15 protein-coding genes are annotated in these 17,050 nt (G+C 64.4%); 6 read left to right on the top strand and 9 right to left on the bottom strand.

From position 1 onward, the window contains the following. Positions 1 to 38 precede the first annotated feature (38 nt). Positions 39 to 1,820 carry an amidohydrolase gene (locus ASD28_RS18335; protein WP_056131225.1) on the top strand — a complete coding sequence of 594 codons (1,782 nt, stop codon included), beginning with the start codon at positions 39 to 41 and terminating at the stop codon, positions 1,818 to 1,820. Here ASD28_RS18335 and ASD28_RS18340 read toward each other — a convergent pair. Further along, entirely contained in the window at positions 1,817 to 2,704 is an 888-nt protein-coding gene (locus tag ASD28_RS18340) for a LysR family transcriptional regulator (RefSeq protein WP_056131229.1), read from the bottom strand. The two genes, ASD28_RS18335 and ASD28_RS18340, sit on opposite strands and share 4 nt — an antisense overlap. Before the next feature lie 129 nt (positions 2,705 to 2,833). Here ASD28_RS18340 and ASD28_RS18345 point away from each other — a divergent pair, with 129 nt between their 5' ends. After that, positions 2,834 to 3,823, top strand: coding sequence for an aldo/keto reductase (locus tag ASD28_RS18345; RefSeq protein ID WP_056132445.1), 990 nt, complete (start codon positions 2,834 to 2,836; stop codon positions 3,821 to 3,823). A gap of 23 nt (positions 3,824 to 3,846) precedes the next feature. Here ASD28_RS18345 and ASD28_RS18350 read toward each other — a convergent pair whose 3' ends face one another. Further along, the gene (locus ASD28_RS18350; protein ID WP_156403803.1) at positions 3,847 to 4,092 is read right to left on the bottom strand and encodes a hypothetical protein; all 246 of its coding nucleotides are present in this window, start codon (positions 4,090 to 4,092) and stop codon (positions 3,847 to 3,849) included. Next, a complete protein-coding gene (locus ASD28_RS18355; protein WP_056328980.1) occupies positions 4,085 to 4,489 on the bottom strand; it encodes a hypothetical protein in 405 nt (134 codons plus the stop codon). Before ASD28_RS18355 ends, ASD28_RS18350 begins: the two co-directional genes overlap by 8 nt. 202 nt (positions 4,490 to 4,691) lie before the next feature. On the opposite strand from ASD28_RS18355, the gene ASD28_RS18360 reads away from it, so the two are divergent. Next, the gene (locus ASD28_RS18360; protein ID WP_056131238.1) at positions 4,692 to 5,333 is read left to right on the top strand and encodes a PEP-CTERM sorting domain-containing protein; all 642 of its coding nucleotides are present in this window, start codon (positions 4,692 to 4,694) and stop codon (positions 5,331 to 5,333) included. A 57-nt stretch (positions 5,334 to 5,390) separates the two neighbouring features. On the opposite strand, the gene ASD28_RS18365 is transcribed toward ASD28_RS18360, so the two are convergent. From ASD28_RS18365 to ASD28_RS18390, 6 genes are read right to left on the bottom strand one after another with little or no spacing between them, the layout of a single operon-like run. Continuing rightward, positions 5,391 to 5,864, bottom strand: a complete 474-nt coding sequence (locus ASD28_RS18365; protein ID WP_156403802.1) for a lytic transglycosylase — start codon at positions 5,862 to 5,864, stop codon at positions 5,391 to 5,393. Next, positions 5,861 to 6,265 (bottom strand): tetratricopeptide repeat protein, encoded by a 405-nt coding sequence (locus tag ASD28_RS18370; RefSeq protein ID WP_229412140.1) that lies wholly within the window; start codon positions 6,263 to 6,265, stop codon positions 5,861 to 5,863. Before ASD28_RS18370 ends, ASD28_RS18365 begins: the two co-directional genes overlap by 4 nt. Beyond that, a complete protein-coding gene (locus ASD28_RS18375) occupies positions 6,258 to 6,986 on the bottom strand; it encodes an SMI1/KNR4 family protein (RefSeq protein ID WP_156403801.1) in 729 nt (242 codons plus the stop codon). The genes ASD28_RS18370 and ASD28_RS18375 overlap by 8 nt, the downstream gene beginning before the upstream one ends. Before the next feature lie 31 nt (positions 6,987 to 7,017). After that, positions 7,018 to 8,292, bottom strand: a complete 1,275-nt coding sequence (locus ASD28_RS18380) for a PAAR domain-containing protein (protein ID WP_056131250.1) — start codon at positions 8,290 to 8,292, stop codon at positions 7,018 to 7,020. Further along, on the bottom strand, positions 8,293 to 9,135 hold the full coding sequence (locus tag ASD28_RS18385; protein WP_056131253.1) for a DcrB-related protein: 843 nt from the start codon (positions 9,133 to 9,135) through the stop codon (positions 8,293 to 8,295). A gap of 8 nt (positions 9,136 to 9,143) precedes the next feature. Then, positions 9,144 to 11,510 carry a type VI secretion system Vgr family protein gene (locus ASD28_RS18390; protein ID WP_056131257.1) on the bottom strand — a complete coding sequence of 789 codons (2,367 nt, stop codon included), beginning with the start codon at positions 11,508 to 11,510 and terminating at the stop codon, positions 9,144 to 9,146. Between the two features lie 138 nt (positions 11,511 to 11,648). Here ASD28_RS18390 and ASD28_RS18395 point away from each other — a divergent pair, with 138 nt between their 5' ends. The 3 genes from ASD28_RS18395 to ASD28_RS31240 all read left to right on the top strand — a co-directional run bounded on the left by ASD28_RS18395 (position 11,649) and on the right by ASD28_RS31240 (position 16,935). Next, positions 11,649 to 16,208: a DUF6861 domain-containing protein gene (locus ASD28_RS18395; RefSeq protein ID WP_056131259.1), complete on the top strand. Its 4,560-nt coding sequence runs from the start codon at positions 11,649 to 11,651 to the stop codon at positions 16,206 to 16,208. Between the two features lie 98 nt (positions 16,209 to 16,306). Further along, positions 16,307 to 16,465, top strand: coding sequence for a hypothetical protein (locus ASD28_RS31920; protein ID WP_156403799.1), 159 nt, complete (start codon positions 16,307 to 16,309; stop codon positions 16,463 to 16,465). Then, on the top strand, positions 16,462 to 16,935 hold the full coding sequence (locus ASD28_RS31240) for a macro domain-containing protein (protein ID WP_200948866.1): 474 nt from the start codon (positions 16,462 to 16,464) through the stop codon (positions 16,933 to 16,935). The genes ASD28_RS31920 and ASD28_RS31240 overlap by 4 nt, the downstream gene beginning before the upstream one ends. Positions 16,936 to 17,050: the final 115 nt, after the last annotated feature.

Below are 17,050 nucleotides of genomic sequence, written 5' to 3' on the forward strand. Positions count from 1 at the left end.
GCTAACCTGCCCCCGTTGAAAAACCGAAGAAAGACATCATGAATACGATTCGTATCCCCGCGCTGCGCGCCGCCCTGGCCGCAGCGGGCTTCCTCACGGCCGGCGCCGCCTTCGCGCAGGCCGACCTGATCCTCAAGAACGGCAAGATCGCCACGATGGCGAAAGAAGGCGAGTTCGTGCAGGCCATCGCTGTCAAGGACGGCAAGGTGCTCGCCACCGGCAGCAACGCGAAGGTGCTGAAACTGAAGCGCGCGAACACGCAGGTGATCGACGCGCACGGCCGCACCGTGATCCCGGGCCTGAACGACTCGCACCTGCACGTGATCCGCGAGGGCCTGAATTACAACATGGAGCTGCGCTGGGACGGCGTGACGTCGCTGAAGCGCGCGCTGGAGATGCTGAAGGAGCAGGCCGCGCGTACGCCGGACGGCCAGTGGGTGAAGGTCGTGGGCGGCTGGAACGAATGGCAGTTCGAGGAAAAACGCCTGCCCACGCTGGAAGAAATCAACGCCGCCGTGCCGGACAAGCCCGTGTTCATCCTGTACCTGTACGGCCTCGGCTTCCTCAACAAGAAGGGCATCGACACGCTCGGCTACGACCGCAACACCAGGTACAAGGATGGCGAAGTGGAGCTGGACGCGAACGGCCAGCCGACCGGCAAGCTGATCGCCAAGCCGAACGCGCTGATCCTGTATTCGACGCTCGCGAAGACGAACAAGCTGGGGCACGACGACCAGGTCAACTCCACCTTGCAGTTCTACCGCGAACTGAACCGCCTGGGCGTGACGAGCGCCATCGACGCGGGCGGCGGTTTCCAGAACTACCCGGACGACTACGGCGTGTCGCTGGAACTGGCGAAGCAGGGCAAGCTGACGGTGCGCACGGCCTACTACCTGTTCGCGCAAAAGGCCGGCAAGGAACTGGAAGACTTCCAGCGCTGGCTCACCATGACGCATCCGAAGCAGAACGACCACATGCTGTACCCGAACGGCTTCTCGGCGGAAGGCGCGGGCGAAAACCTCGTCGCCAGCGCGGCCGACTTCGAGAACTTCCTGGAGCCGCGTCCGGACCTGCCGGCCACGATGGAACACGACCTGGAACCCGTCGTGTCGCTGCTCGTGAAGAACCGCTGGCCGTTCCGCCTGCACGCGACGTACGGCGAGAGCATCGCGCGCGATCTCGACGTCATCGAGAAGGTCGATGCGCAGACGCCGCTGAACGGCCTGCGCTTCATCATCGACCACGGCGAGACCGTGACCGACGCCGACCTCGCGCGCATCAGGAAGCTGGGCGGCGGCATCGCCGTGCAGGACCGCATGCACTTCCAGGGCGAATCGTACTGGAAGCGCTACGGCGAACAGACGCGCCAGATGCCGCCGATCCGCAAGATGCTCGCGCAGGGCATCCCCGTCGGCCTGGGCACGGACGGCACGCGCGTGTCCAGCTACAACCCGTGGCCGTCCGTGTACTGGGCCGTCACCGGCAAGACCGCCGGCGGCCTGCAGATCTGGCAGGACGGCGACCGCCTGTCGCGCTTCGAAGCGCTGAAGCTGATCACGACGGGGTCCGCGTGGATGAGCGGCGAGGAGAACGTGAAGGGCACCCTGAAACGCGGCCAGTACGCCGACTTCGTCGTGCTGCCGCAGGATTACTTCGGCATGTACGCGGAGGGCATCAAGCGCCTCGAAAGCGTGCTTACCGTCGTCAACGGCAAGGTCGTGTACGGCGCGGGCGACTATGCACCGCTCGCACCGAAGGCGCTGCCGGTGTCGCCGGCGTGGAGCCCCGTCGCGGCGTACGGCGGCTACCAGAACCGCTAAGCCTCGCCCGCCAGCGCGGCGCGCGCCGCGTCGACCGTCTCCGCGAGGAAGTCAGCGACGGCGCGCACCCGGCTCGACGCGGCGAGGTCGGCATGCAGCACGAGCCAGACGCCGTCGCTGAACACGTCGCCCGGCGCCAGCACGCGTACGAGATCGGGATCGGTGACGAGGAAGTCGGGGATGATGGCCAGGCCGAGCCCCGCGCGCGCGGCCGCGATCTGCGCGCGCAGCGTGGACACGGCCAGCACCACGTGCGCTTCCGGCGCGCGCTTCACGAGCCACTGCGCGGCCGGCAGGTGCGCGTGCGCTTCGTCCCACGTGATCATGGCGCGGCCCGCGAGCGGATCGTCGGCGGGTGCCGGATGGCGCGCGAGATAGTCGCGGTGCCCGTACACGCCATACGACATCGCACCGAGCCGGCGCGCCTTCAGGTTGCCGTGGCTGGGGCGCACGAGACGCAGCGCGAGATCGGCGTCGCGCCGGCCCAGTTCCACGGCGGCCGTCGTCGTGACGATCTCCAGGCGCAGCTGCGGATGGCGCGCGACGAAACGGGGCAGGGCGGGGATCACGAGGTCGGATGCGAGGTTGTCCGACGTGGCCAGGCGCACGAGGCCCGACACGCCCGGACTCAGGCCGGACGCGCCCCGTTCGAAGGCGAGCATATTGTCCTCGACCGCCTCCGCGCGCCCGAGCAGTTCGCGGCCTTCGTCCGTCAGGTGGTAGCCCGTCTGGTGGCGGGCGAACAGGCGCGTGGACAAACGTGCCTCCAGCTCGGCGATGCGCCGGCTGACGGTCGACTGGCTCACGCGCAGCACGTCCGCCGCGCGCGTCAGGCTGCCGCCGCGCGCGACTTCCAGAAAGTATTTAAGATCGTTCCAGTCCAAGCGCAGTTACCCCTATCTTCCATTTTTGGAAAATGATCCGCCGATTATTGGTGTTTTCTTTGCAAGGCGCAACGACTACATTGTCATCAAGCCGCCGCGGGCGGCATTTTGCAAAAAAGGATGAAGAACATGCTGACGACTCGACAACTGGGATCCCAAGGACTGCAAGTCTCCGCCATCGGCCTGGGCTGCATGGGCATGAGCCACGCCTACGGCACGCCGGACGACGCGGAATCGATCGCGACGATCCACCGCGCCATCGACCTGGGCTGCACTTTCTTCGACACGGCGGAAGTGTACGGCCCGTTCACGAACGAGGAATTGCTGGGCCGCGCGCTGGAAGGCCGGCGCGACCGGGTGCAGATCGCGACCAAGTTCGGCTTCGTCATCGGCAAGGGCCATTTCGCCGGCGCCGACAGCCGCCCGGAACACATCCGCGAGGTCGTCGAGGCCTCGCTGAAGCGCCTGCGCACGGACCGCATCGACCTGCTGTACCAGCACCGTGTGGACCCGAATGTGCCGATCGAGGACGTGGCGGGCACCGTCAAGGACCTGATCCGCGAAGGCAAGGTGCTGCACTTCGGGCTGTCGGAAGCGGGGGTCGCCACGATCCGCCGCGCGCACGCCGTGCAGCCCGTGTCGGCGCTGCAGAGCGAGTACTCGATCTGGGAGCGCAACCTCGACGCCGACGTGCTGCCCGCGCTGCGCGAACTGGGCATCGGCCTCGTGCCGTTCAGCCCCCTCGGCCGCGGCTTCCTGACGGGCACCGCGAAGCGCGCCGAGGACTATCCGGCCGACGACTTCCGCGCCCAGAACGACCCACGCCTGCAGGGCGGGAACTTCGACCGCAATCTCGCGATCGCCGACCTGGTGAAGGAGATCGCGGCGCGGCATGGCGCGCTGCCGGGGCAGGTGGCGCTGGCGTGGCTGCTGGCGCAGGGCGACGATATCGTGCCGATTCCGGGGACCAAGCGGCGCACGTACCTGGAGCAGAACCTCGCCGCGGCCGAACTCAGGTTGGATGACGACGACCTGCGCCGGCTGGATGGGGCGTTGACGCAGATCGGCGTGGCGGGGGCGCGCTATAACGAGAAGGCGATGGCGATGGTGGATCGTTGACGGGAGGCGCGGCCTCGCGCATGTCAAGCGTTCCCCGTGGCGTAGCGCAGGTTCTCGACCGGCACCCCGGCGCGCTGGCTCGCATAGATGACTTTGGCGACGCCGGCGTAGTACTCGGCCTTCACCGGTTCGATCACGAGCGCCACGTTCGGGTTGTCCCGCAAGGCCGACCTGAGCGCGTCGACCAGTTCGGCATTCCCTGCCATGACGCGTCCATCGATGCTGATCGTCTCGTCATCGGTCACGCGCACGTGTAGTGAGTCATCCATGGCGCGCGGCCCGGTTCGCGCCATCCGTCGGCTCCAGCCGGCAGTTGTCGAGCGAAGGATCGATGACGTCGACCGGCCCAAACCACTGGTAGACGCCCACGAAGCCGCCGGTGCGGAGAATCCAGGCTTTCTTCGTGCTGCGGTCCATGACGATGGTGTGGTGGAAGCCATCCAGCACATTGCTTGCGTCCGGCATGCGTACGCGGACGAACGAGCCGCCGTGGGCGGTGTCGGGCGCGGCGGATTCCGGGACTGCGGTGCTGAAACCCGAGAACGAGATGCCATAGCGCTTCGCCAGCGAGTCGGACAGAGGGCAGGCAAGCGCCTGCACCGAAGACAGGCCGATGGCGGTGGCCAGCACCAGGTGTTTCATCGTGATTTCCAGTCGTGTGTTCATGTCGTTTCGAATCGGCCCCGCGTAACGATAGCACCTCGGCCGCGCTACAGGCTCACACATTTTCACGCACACGCGTATGCGTCATGGATGGGCGCGCACGCTTGCGCCAGGCTGTGGACATGAGCTTGAGTACTGAATAGTATCGCTACCGCTCCAGCCTGCCCGCACAGGGCCTTCTCAACTCAACGTCAACGTCTATCCGATGAAAAAACTGTTTTGCTCGCTGTTCCTGTCGGCCTGCGGCCTTGCCGCCATGCCCGCTTTCGCAAGCCCTGTCCTCATCGATTTCGAACACGTCCCCGGCACGGACGGCGTGCTGGGTACCGCCGACGACGTGCCGACCGCCTCCACCTTCCTGCAACCGCTGGACCAGCTGTACGCCGCGCTCGGCCTGAGTTTTATCCAGGGGACGCTGCTCCAGGCCGACTTCTACGATGGGAATCCATCGAATCACTTCATCAGCTCGACCTATCCGATTGCGCTGCTGAGCAAGCCCGTGACTGCCATCGGCATCGACAGTTTTTCGTCGTGGGACGTGAACCTGGTCGCGTACGACAAGAATGGCCAGACTATCGCCAGCGCATTGCTGGCCAACCCGAACCCGGGCGGGGTCAACCTGCGCGGACATGTGACGCTGACCAGTGCGCAGGACATTTATGGATTCGCGATCCATGCGGATGATCCCAACCACATCCTCAACCTCGATAACCTGGAACTGACTTTCGCCGATCCGGCGGCCGCCGTTCCGGAGCCGTCCAGCCTCGCACTGATCGGGCTCGGCGTGTCGCTGGCGGGGCTGATGCGGCGTGCGAAGACGCAGGGCAAAGTGGCCGGGAAGGCCTGAGCCGGCGCGCGGCCCGGCGTGCCGGAAAGCGCCGGGCTGGCGTCGCTCAACGCGCGCTCATTGTCTCTCGACGCGGATGAGATCGTCGTATTGTCCGAATTCGGGCCTCATGTCGTAAAGCGGCGCTGGATCGAACGACGACGTTGCGGTTTCCGCGCGATGCGGGCGGAAATACTCTCGCCGGATCCGCATCGTGCCGCTTCGATCGAATATGTACGTCACGCCACCCGTCACGTTGTCGGTATCGGCCTCGAACTCGCGGTGAACCGCCATCGTCATGAACAGCTTCCCGGCCTCGACTTCCTTGAATGCATACGTCAGCGATTCGCGCAGCAGGCTGTCGAGAAAACCGACGACAACGACCTTGGCGGCGACGTCCACGAAACAATATGGCCGTTCGGCGCTGCCGACGAGCGCCGTATAGGGTTGCCGCTGCAAATGCGCCGCCTCGGCCTTCTCGGCAGGCCAAAGCTCGGTCGTCCTTTTCTTCGCACGGAACCAGCTTTTGCAGTAATGGACAGGGTGTTTCACAGCGAGATTCTTGTCTCGAGAAACGCCAGGTATCTGGCGTCGTCTTCCATGAAGAGATCGATCCCGCCACCCATGTATGCACGCGTCAGTTCATCGGCTGCCTTGTCGAAGAGACGCTGTTCGAAGTAGATCTGCCCAAGACGCAGGTGAATGTAGGCGTTGCCGAGTCCTTTTGGACAGTGGACCGCGTTATAAAAACACTTGAATGCCTTGTCGAAGTCCTGCGCGTGGAAGTGCACGTCGCCCAGCGCCACATAAATCCATGTCGTCGCTTCCCAGTGCCCAGGCTCCCCGGGCAGCAATTTCAGCGCCGCGATGTATTTCTGTTTGGCGTCGTCGGGTCGACCGGCCGACGCCAGTGCATCGCCTTCCTTGCACAGGGCGGCGATCCGCTCATGCACCGTGGCGGTCCGCTTCTTCCAGAAAAATGCCGACCCAGGCATCCAGCACGCCCCAGAAATCGACCTGCTCGGGATTCTCCGGATCTTCGTGCCACCAGATGACTCCCGTCGCTTCACCGTTGCCCACGCAATTCAGGCACAGGTAATCGCCGGCGCCGTTGTGAAACACGGCGACGGTACGCGAGATATCGATGGGCAGCCGGCGTGCGGTGTCGTCGTCGATGTCGAACTTGTCGTCGGACAGGAATGCCCAATCCTCGACCGGCAGCGGTCCCATCGAATTTGCCGGCAGGAAGGTCCAGCCGTCGTGCAACTGCGTATAAAAATCGCGGAATTTGGCGGGCACCCAATCCCAGATCGGACGCAGGCGCTCCGGCACGTTGGTCATCGGCGCGCGGCCGCGGAAAAAGTTCAGGTCCTTGCCGCCGACGGTGTAGAGATACAGCAGCGACAGTGTGTCGTCCTGTTCGCGCATCACGTACAGGCGCTTCAGCATCGTCCGCAGGAAATCCTGCACGCTGGGCCACTCCGCGGCGAAGTCGCTCCATTCCGTGAGCAGCGCGAGCCTGCGGCCGTGTTCCTGCTCGTCGAGGAAGCGCAGCCACTGCACGGGCACGGCTGGATCCGCTTCCGCTTCGGCCGGCGTGGCCATCAATGCGGCCGGCTGCACGAACTGCTGCAATTCATTCAGTACCGCGTTCTTGTCGGGTGTTGTTGTCATCGCTTCGTCTTTCAGTGATTGCCGGTGCACGCTAGCCGCCGCCCAGGAGATTATAAATCTGCTGTTGCAACTCGGCCGCCATGTCGACCTCTTTCTGCATCATCTCCTGCCGGAATGCCGGGTCCACGGCGATGCCGCCTTTCTTGTATTCTGTCCAGTCGGCGAACGATTTCGCCCCCTTCGACGTATTCGCCGTTTCGCTCAGGCCGATGAAGTTGCGGGGATTGTTCAGCACCGCGAGCTGATCTTCCTGCGACAGCCGGGCGAATCCCTCCATTTCCGTGATCTGCTTCATCGACACGATATGGTCCGCGTGCAGCGGCTTCGTCACCGTCAGGCCCGGTAGTGCCCGGTCGGGCATCGGCAAGGTCACGCCTTCGTTGACCTGCTTTTGAATCGCGGAACTCGGCGTCTTGGCGCGCAGCCGCGCATACGTCGATGCCGAGACGCGTGCCGGCGGCTCCACCGGCGGCGTGGCCGGCGGCTCGGCGGCCGTCGCAGGCGGGCGCAGCGAGACGCGGACGTTCCCGCCGTTCATGCCCAAGGTGCCCGGTTCGACCGACACCTGGACCCGCTGCGCGAACTCCCACGCCCCCGGCGCCGCCTTCGCCCCCAGATACCCACCCAGGAAACTGCCCGCGATCGCCGACCATTTCTGCCCGTCGCTGCCTTCGCCGAACATCTTGCCGCCGACCCAGCCGCCGCCGATCCCGCCCGCGAACGCGCCGACCAGGCCGCCCACCGCGATCACGGGCCCGGCGAGGACGATCGCCGAGCCGACGCCGACGACCAGCAGCGACGCATGCACCCAGCCCGGCACGAGGTTTTCCGGATTGATCGTGTCGGTCTGCGCCGTGCCGCCGCCGATGTAGACATTGCCCGACCCCTTCGTGATGACGGCGCTGCAGCCCGTCTTGTCGTCCACCCGCGCGGCCGGCATACCGTTGATGTAGACCTGGCCGCTGCCCGTCGCGATCGGTATCGGTCCCGGATGCTTGGAGCACGCGACCATGTCGACGTGGGCGCGGGCCGCAGCCAGGTTGTTGACGAAGACATTGGACGATCCGCTCATCGCGATGGCGCCGGTGACTTCCTTGGCCGCGAAGCTCATCGTGCTCATCGCTTCGCCCAGGCCCGCACCCATGGCCGCGCCGGCGCCGACGACAGCGACCGCCGCGAGGCCGCCCGTGCCCACGATCGCCACCCCGGCCACCGCGATGGCCGCGCCGATGAGCAGGCCTTTCAGGAGCCAGCTCATGGTCGGGCTGTGCCCGATCGGGTCTCCCAGCCGTGCCGCCGCCGGCATCTAGCGCTCCGCCACCTGATCGAGATGCGCGCGCACCTCCGTCAGGCTGTAGAACGGCACGGACGACGAACTGGCCTGGATGTACCGGGCCAGATGCAGCCGTTCCGCCAGCGCCGGTCCCGGTGGTTCCGCCTTGCGTTCCAGCGTGACCGTGCCCGATGGCCGCAGCAGCGACAGGCCGGCGTTCGTACGGGAGACGTTCGCCTGCAGGCGCGTGCCCTCGGCGTCATAGAATTCCCAGTGGTCCTGGTTGACGTCCCGCGCCGACAGTTTGCTGCCCGCCTCGTGCCTGTCCGCGAACACGTGCAAGGTCTTGCGCGGTTCGGACAATGCGAAGATCGTCGGCAGGGCAGGGGACGGCGCCGCGGGCGGCCCGTCCTGGGCCTTCGGCAGCGGGCGGCGCAGCCTGATGCTGTCCACGATGGCGTCGAACGCGGCATTCCACTCGTCGCTGAACTCGCGCAGGCACGTCGCCGCCATCAGCATGGCCTCGATCGTGCCCGGCTTGCTGCCCTGGACCAGCGTGATGACCTGGCGCTGGTGCATGAAGCCCGCCTCGTTGCGCCAGCTGTAGGCCAGTTCCAGCGCCGGCGCGCCGTCCACAAGGCGTTCCGTCATCGCCTTCAGCTGGAAGCGTGGCAAGGCGCGCGTCAGTTCCTTCGTCAGGCGCTCGCCGAACTTGTCCAGTTGTTCCTCGGGTTTGACGTCCGCGTGCGAGACGACGACGTTGAACTCGCTCGGACCATCGTCGCGCAAGGTGAACATGTGCATCGTCTTGTCCTTCAACTGCGCGGGCAGTTCGAAGGTGGCGTGGTTGGCGTGGTACATGGCGCGCTCGCTCATTGGCTCATTCATTTATTCAGGTCGATCCGGCTGCCCATCACCGCGACGTTCACGCCCTGGATCAGGATCGTGCCGTCGGCCTGCAGCACGATCTTGCTGCTGCCGACTTCCAGCGTGATGTCGGTGTTGGCCTTCAGGTGGATGTGCTCCGTCTGCGACGTCAGCTCGATGTTCTGCTTCGCGGTCTGGTGCAGGTGGGCCGTTTGCGCCACGAGTTCGATATTGGTCTTGGCCGTCGCGTGGATGTAGTCGTCTTCGGCGGTGAGCTCGATGTTCGTCTTGGCCGTGTCATGGATGTGGCCCGTCTGCGCCGTCGTCACGATGTACTGCTTGACCGTGTTGGTCTGGTAGCCCGTGCTGACCGTGTTGGTCTGGTGCGGCCCGTTGACGACCGTCGCCTGCGTGTGCTGCACGGTCGTGACCATATCCTTCTGCGAATGGATGTTGATCAGTTCCTTGCCCTTGCTGTCATGGATCACCATCTCGCAGAAGCCGCCGCCGCCCGGCGTGGAGCGGCTCTTGAAACCCATCATGTGGGCGCCATCCGGCAGGCCGTACGGGACCGGCTGGTCCGCATTGAACAGCCGTCCCGTGCAGACGGGGCGGTCGGGGTCGCCCTCGAGGTAGTCGATGATGACTTCCTGCCCGATGCGCGGCACGGAAATCGTGCCCCAGCCGCGCCCGGCCCACGGCTGCGAGACGCGGATCCAGCACGAGCTGCGTTCGTCGCGGCGGCCGTAGCGGTCCCAGTGGAACTGCACCTTGATGCGGCCGTACTGGTCCGTGTGGATCTCCGCGCCCTTGGGGCCGACGACTGTCGCCGTCTGCGGCCCGGGCATGCGCGGCGGCGGGTGCGCGCGGCGCGGGCGGTAGGGGATCTTGCGGCGGATCGCGGTGAACGTGTTGCGGTAGACGTCGCTCTGGCCCCGTTCGAAATAATTGTTGCGGGCGCTGACCTGCACCGACAGCGCGAGGAAATCGTTGTCGCCCTCGGTGGCCGGATCGAACCAGTGGTGGCCCTGCAGCTTGAACGTGCGTCCGGCGACGAGGCCGCGGCAGTCGGACGCACCCGTGAAGACCTTGGCCTGCCACTCCAGTACTTCCAGGCGCTGGCGCGCTTCGCGCTGGCCGTCGTCCTTGTCCTTGTACGAGAAGGCCGGGTTGCCGTCATAGATTTCCATGGCCGGCATGTCGCCCTGCTGCGTCACGGTGGGCAGCTCCACGTACTGCATCGCATTGGGCGCCTTGAAGTCGAACGTGTTCAGGGCGACCTTGGTCGGCTGCAGGTTGCGTTCGGCGGCGAACGCCGTCACGCTGTCGCGGTCGTGCCAGCGGTTGCCGCCGTTGAATTCGACGTCGGCGTGATCCGGCTGCGGCGGGCAGAACGCGCCCGAGCGCGAATCGTCGCTGATCACCATCACGTGGCCGTTAGGCTTGTGGTCGAAATAGTAGAACAGCCCGTATTTCTCCATCAGGCGGCAGACGAAGTGCTCGTCCGTCTCGTCGTATTGCACGATGTAGTTTTCGGGCCGGTAGGTCTGGCTGACGCGGAATTCGTATGCGGCGAGGCCGTTGTAGTCGCCCTTGAAGATCGTGTCCAGCACGTCGAGCACGCTCTGGTCCTGGAAAATGCGCGAGTTGACGCGCTGCTTCAGGTAGCTGAGCCAGGGCACGATCTGCGCGTGATAGAACGCGAAGCCGCCGTCCGCATGGCTGAAGCCGAACGAGTGCACGTAGCCGTTGACGAAGTGTTCGCTGCCGTCCGCGAGCTGCACGCCCACGCTGACGTTCTTGCCCATCAGGTCTTTCAGGTCGATGGCGGCGTTTTCCGAAATCAGGCTGAGGTTGAACACGAACTGGTCGGACATGGCCGACGAGCCGCTCAACGACTCGACCAGCAGGGTCTTGTCGCCTTGCAGCGGCGAATAGAAACGCAGCAGGCGCTTGCCGTCGTTGAACTTCGCCAGCAGGGATGCCACGGCCGATGCGGCGTCGTCCTGTCCGGCGGGATCGATATTCGGCGGCACGTAGTGCGGCTCGTTGCCGGCGAAATCGTTCACGGCCTGGCCCGCCAGGGGGTGTTCTTCGAGCGCGAGGTTTTCCGCCACCGCAGCGCCTTGCGCCAGCGCCGCGGGCTGGTCCGCGCCTGGGCCCGCATGGTCGGCCAGCGCGCCGGCATGCTGCGCCAGCGAGTGCGCCTGCGATGCGACCTGGAGCGCCTGGGCCAGTTGGGGACTCGCGTGCCCGGCCAGACCGGCGGCGCCCGACGCCAGGGCCGCGCCGCCCGAGCCGGCTTTCAGCAGCGTAGCGGTGTCGAGGGCGGTGCCGGCCACGCCGAGCGCCTTGATCCGGTTATCGAGCGAATCTGATGACATATCGCAGCTCCTGCATCGAATGTGTCCTCCGGACGGGGGATTGTTAGATTTATGTTAAATCATGTATATACTATCAGAAATTTCCTGTTCGTTAAATCGGCCATTGGCGCCGTTCACAATTGTTTTCCTGCGAGCACCATGCCTGACTTTTCGAGCAACTGGACCGATCTGACGCGCACCCTCGACACCATGCAGCGCCACTATGCCCAGGCCGGCGCGCAGGCGCGGCTCGACATCGCGCGGCGCGTGCAGCGCTGGTCGAACGAGGCGAGCGCCACGCTCGGCCGCATCGCCGACGCGGGCGCCGACATGGGCGGCGTGCGCAACGCCTTGGCCGTCAAGCAGGCGCTCGATGCATCCCGGCCGCGCTTCGCGGAACTGCTCAGGCAGCAGTTCGCCGGCCTGAACTTCGCGGTGATCGTCGACGTGTTGTACGAGGTCATGAAGCAGATGGCACTGTACCTGGGCGGCGGCGCCGTGCTCGGCGCGGCGGCGGGCGGGGCGTTGGGATCGCTGGCTTTTGGCGTGGGCGCCATCCCGGGCGCGGCCGTGGGCGCGCAGGCGGGCGTCGCGATCGGCGGCGAGATCCTCGCCTGGATGGGTCTCGGGATGCTGGTCATGGACATGAGCAGTACGGTGCCGGACCTGTGCCGGCACGCCGCCCACGGTTTCGCGACCGCCTGGCACGCCGGCGACCTGCCGACGGACGCGACCGCCCGGCGCACGACGATGCTGCGTGAGGCGACGGAATCGTTCGCGCAAGGGCAGATGCTGCTCGTGAAGGCAATCCTGACGGCGCTGGTGCTGTACCTGTCGCGCGGCCAGGTGCAAAGTTCGCTCCTCGTGCGCAACCTGTCGAACAGCAGGCTGGGTCCGAAGTTCGCGGAATGGGTCGGCCAGAACCGCGACAAGCTGATGACGCATCCGAACCTACAGCCCAGGCTCGCGTCGGCGCAAGGCCAGGCCGAAGCCGGCGCCGGCAAGGGCGTCGCGAGGGAACCGGTGGAGGCGCAGAAACCGGCCGAGAAGCCGTCGGAGGTCAAGCGCGGCGTCGCCACCAGCAAGCCGCCGTGCAACCTCGTCGGCCAGCCCGTCAACCCGATCACGGGCGACAAGATCCTCCTCGGCGACCTGGACCTCGACTTCGCGTTACCCGCGCCGCTGCCGCTGGTCTGGCAGCGCACGTACAGCTCGGCGCTGCACCGCGTCGGCTGGCTGGGCCAGGGCTGGGCGCTGCCCGTCAGCGACAGCCTGCAACTCAGCGCCGACGAGGTCGTCGTGCTGGACGCGTTCGACCGCGGCATCACGTTCTCGCTGCCGCGGGTCGGTGACGCGATCTATTCGCCGTCCGAACAGATCACGCTGGCGCGCACGGGAGATACGACGTTCGAGCTGGTCGACAACAATGGCCTGCGCACGCAATTCGCCGTCCTGTACGGCGACGGCGTTGCCCGGCTGACGGGCTGGCAGGACGCCAACGACAACCACATCCGCGTCACCTACGACGCCCGCCGGCTGCCCGCGCGCGTGGACGACAGCGCGGGGCACAGCCTGGCCCTCGAGTTCGGCCGGGTCGCGGGCGGCATGCGCCTGCTGGGCGTGACCTTGATGCCCGCGGAACCGGAAGGCAGCGCGCATACGCTGGTGTCCTACGAGTACGACGGCGCGGGCGACCTGCGGCGCGTGCGCAACCGCGCGGGCGACGTCGTGCGCGAGTTCGGCTACCGTAACCACGTCATGGTGGAGCACGGCCAGCCGGACGGCCTCGTGTCGCGCTATGAATACGACGTCGAGGGGCCGGATGGGAAGGTGCTGCGCAACTGGACCAACACGGGCCAGTGGTGGGCGTTCCGCTATCTCGACAAGGAAACGATCGTCACCGACCAACTGGGCCGCGCGCAGCACTACCGGTTCGACGCGCACGGGCGCCTGGTCGCGCAGGTGGATGCGGCGGGCGGCGTCACGACGCATCGTCTGGACGAGAACGACAACCTGCTCGAACTGACCGACCCGGCCGGCCGCACGGTGCGCTACCGCTACGACGAGCGCAGCCGCATCGTCCGTGTCGAGCGGGGCGGGCGGGGTACGGGCATCGTCTACGACGCGCGCTTCGACAAGCCGGCCCTCATCACCGACGCCCTCGGCGCCACGACGGTACTGCGCTACGATGCGCAGGGCAACCTGACCAGCGTGACGAACGCGCTGGGCCAGCGGACCGCGTACCAGTACGACGACCGCGGCCTGCCGGTGAAAGTCACCGACGCGCGCGGCGGCGTCAAGTCACTTGCCTACAACCGCGCCGGGCAGCTGATCCGCTACACGGACTGCTCGGGCAGCACGAGCAGTTTCGATTACGACGACCAGGGGCGCCTCGTGCGCGCGCTCGACCCGAACGGCGATGCGAGCACCTACGCCTACGACGCGCTCGGCCGCCTGCACGCCGTGACGCATGCCGACCGGACCACGGAGCGCTACGAATACGACCGGCTGGGCCGGCTCGTCGCCCACGTCGACGCCGCGGGCCACCGCACCGCCTACGAACTCGATCGCGACGGCAAGCCGCTGAAACGCATCGACGCGCGCGGCGGCGTGCTGGAATACCGCTACGACACGGCCCGCCGGATCGCGGAGCTGATCAATGAAAACGGCGACGTGCACCGGTTTGTTTACGACACGCTGGACCGCCTCGCCGAAGAAACGAGCTTCGATGCGCGCGTGACGCGTTACCGCTACGACGACAGCGGGCTCATCGTCGGCAAGGAGGAATTGGGCTGCGCACCGCGCACGGAGACCACGCCTATTGCGACGACGTATGTGCGGGATAGCCTGGGCCAGCTGACGGAAAAGGTGATTTCGCGCGTGACGGGTGCGGCGCAGGCGCAGCAAATGCGGTTGCGCTTCGCCTACGACGCGCTGGGGCGCATGACGCAGGCGATCAATGCGGATGCCGTTGTCAGCATGGCGTATGACGCTATCGGTCAGCTGGTGATGGAGCAGACGGATGCCTCGGGTACGTCGACCGTGCTGCGTCATGAATACGACGAGCTGGGCAACCGGGTGCGGACGACGCTACCGGATGGCCGCATCCTGAACAACCTGTACTACGGCTCGGGTCACCTGCACCAGGTCAACCTGGACGGCGAGGTCATTACCGATATCGAGCGCGACCGGGCGCATCGTATGATCGCCCGCACGCAGGGGGCGCTCGTCAGCCAGTTCCGGTACGACCCGGTGGGGCGGCTGTTGTCGCAGACCGCGGGCGAGGGCGCGTCGACCGTCATCGCGCGGCAGTACGAGTACGACGAGGTGGGCAATCTCGTGTCGATCGACGACCAGCGCAATGGTGTGACACGCTACCGCTACGATCCGATCGGACGCATTTTGTCGGCCGTGCAGCCGCAGCTGAGCGAACGGTTTGCATTCGATCCGGCGCATAATCTGCTCGATACGACGGTGGCGCCGGTCGGCCGCGTGGAAGGCAATCGCATTCGCGTGTACGAAGACAAGCGTTACGACTACGATGCGCACGGCAACGTGGTCGAGAAGCTGGTCGGCAAGCATACGCGGATGCGGTTCGAGTGGAATCCGGCGCATCAGCTGGTGCGCAGCGTCGTTTCACGCGGGCCTTCGGATGTGGCGCAGACGGTCAGCTATGCCTATGATCCGTTCGGGCGGCGGATTGCAAAGCGGGATGCGTTTGGCGTCACGCGGTTCGTGTGGGATGGGAACCGGTTGCTGTGCGAGAACCGGGGGAGTCATGCGCGGACGTACGTGTATGGCGAGGATGCGTTCGTGCCGCTGGCGCGGGTGGATACCGTCGCTGATGCGGATGGCGCGGCGCGGGCCGAGGTGCGGCATCTGCATACGGATCATCTCGGGACGCCGCGGGAGATGACCGATGCGGGTGGGCGGGTCGTGTGGGCTGCGCGGTATCGGGCGTGGGGGAATGTACTTGAGGTTGCGCAGCAGGATTCGCCGGAGGTGGTGTCGCCCGATGAGATCGGGGAAGTGCAGCCTGTTCGGTTTCAGGGGCAGTATTTCGACAGCGAAACGGGCTTGCATTACAACCGGTCCCGTTATTATGATCCGGACATTGGGCGATTTGTTTCGATTGATCCCATCGGATTGTCTGGCGGGGCAAACACTTTCGCATACTCTGCCAATCCAACAGCCTCGGTCGATCCGCTCGGTCTAAGTCCATGCAAGACCAGTAACGCGAATGATGCGAATAAAATCGTCTCCGAATTTGCGGGCGGAGCAGATCGACTGCCGAGCGCCGCTTATACTGGTGGCAGGCAAACCCTGTTTCATTACACTGATGAGGCAGGAATGCGGGGAATTATCAGTTCACAAGAACTGCGGGTTTCGACAGGAGTAACACATGCTCGTTACGGCGATGGGCAATACCTCACTGATTTGGCGCCAGAAATGGTTGGGGCACGCACGGTGGGGCAGCTGTCGGCAGAGCAGCTAGGTAATGGAGTCATCTCAGGCGGACAGGCTTCACGATTCCTGTTTAATGATCCTAGAAAGTTGGGGAAACTTACGAATTTTGTTGAGATCGACATTACCGGTCTTCCGGTTAGGCAAGGTCTTAATTCATCCGGCACAGAATTCCGCGAACATGTTCAATTTATACTGAACAAAAACGACATGGATTTGACGGGTCGAATCGTACGGACAGGAAGGACATTTTGATGCGGTACTATTGTTTCTACTCTGAATCGCTTAAGGGTGAAGTGGGGAAGTTCTATTGCGAGGTGTCGCCCGAGAACTTAATCACTCGGCAAATCGATGTGTTTGGTTCCGAAATTTATTGGGCTGAACCTGGATCTCAGTATAGTGAAGATTATCCTTTTACTGATCAGCCAGAATTTGATGAATCGGATCAAGAGGCGGAAGAATTGGATCGAGAAACATTTGAGAGAATTTGGGCTGAAGGAAAAAAGCAGTGACCGTCATATTTTGCAAAGGCGATATATTTGCAGTGAGCTCGCCTCAAGCATTTGCGCACGGTTGTAACTGTGCTGGCGCAATGGGGAAAGGCATTGCCGTTACATTTCGTGAAAAATGGCCATTGATGTACGCACGGTATCGAGAATTATGCAAGACTGGTGCCTTCGTTCTAGGCGATGTCTTTGAGTGGACTGACGGTGCGACCAGAATATACAACTTGGGAACGCAAAGGACCTGGAGGTCAAAGGCTGACGTTTCAGCCATAAAAATTTCGATGGCTCGATTAAAGAAACTTCTAACCGATGCCGAAATTTCTGAAATTTATATGCCGCGCATTGGTGCTGGATTGGGAGGGGGTGACTGGAATGAAATCAAGTCGATCATTGAATGGAGTTTTGGCGAAAGCCCCATCCATGTATATGTGTGCGAAGAATTTGTGCCCGGAGCAGCATTGCAGGTTATGTCATAATCATGCAAGCCGCCGAGCATGCAGCAGGATTTATTGACTAATGAGTGGGCTATTGGAGTTTGTTTTCGAAGACGTTGCGTCCAATAATCTCGCAAAAATGGTTGTCGAATGCGTG

This window comes from Massilia sp. Root133 (assembly GCF_001426525.1).
Classification (GTDB): Bacteria; Pseudomonadota; Gammaproteobacteria; order Burkholderiales; family Burkholderiaceae_D; genus Telluria; species Telluria orientalis.

What these genes read in the sequence shown, in the direction of transcription:
- ASD28_RS18335 (WP_056131225.1), top strand. Translation starts at nt 39, where the DNA reads ATGAATACGATTCGTATCCCCGCGCTGCGCGCCGCCCTGGCCGCAGCG.
- ASD28_RS18345 (WP_056132445.1), top strand. Translation starts at nt 2,834, where the DNA reads ATGCTGACGACTCGACAACTGGGATCCCAAGGACTGCAAGTCTCCGCC.
- ASD28_RS18350 (WP_156403803.1), bottom strand. Translation starts at nt 4,092, where the DNA reads ATGGATGACTCACTACACGTGCGCGTGACCGATGACGAGACGATCAGC.
- ASD28_RS18355 (WP_056328980.1), bottom strand. Translation starts at nt 4,489, where the DNA reads ATGAACACACGACTGGAAATCACGATGAAACACCTGGTGCTGGCCACC.
- ASD28_RS18360 (WP_056131238.1), top strand. Translation starts at nt 4,692, where the DNA reads ATGAAAAAACTGTTTTGCTCGCTGTTCCTGTCGGCCTGCGGCCTTGCC.
- ASD28_RS18375 (WP_156403801.1), bottom strand. Translation starts at nt 6,986, where the DNA reads ATGACAACAACACCCGACAAGAACGCGGTACTGAATGAATTGCAGCAG.
- ASD28_RS18380 (WP_056131250.1), bottom strand. Translation starts at nt 8,292, where the DNA reads ATGCCGGCGGCGGCACGGCTGGGAGACCCGATCGGGCACAGCCCGACC.
- ASD28_RS18385 (WP_056131253.1), bottom strand. Translation starts at nt 9,135, where the DNA reads ATGAGCGAGCGCGCCATGTACCACGCCAACCACGCCACCTTCGAACTG.
- ASD28_RS18390 (WP_056131257.1), bottom strand. Translation starts at nt 11,510, where the DNA reads ATGTCATCAGATTCGCTCGATAACCGGATCAAGGCGCTCGGCGTGGCC.
- ASD28_RS18395 (WP_056131259.1), top strand. Translation starts at nt 11,649, where the DNA reads ATGCCTGACTTTTCGAGCAACTGGACCGATCTGACGCGCACCCTCGAC.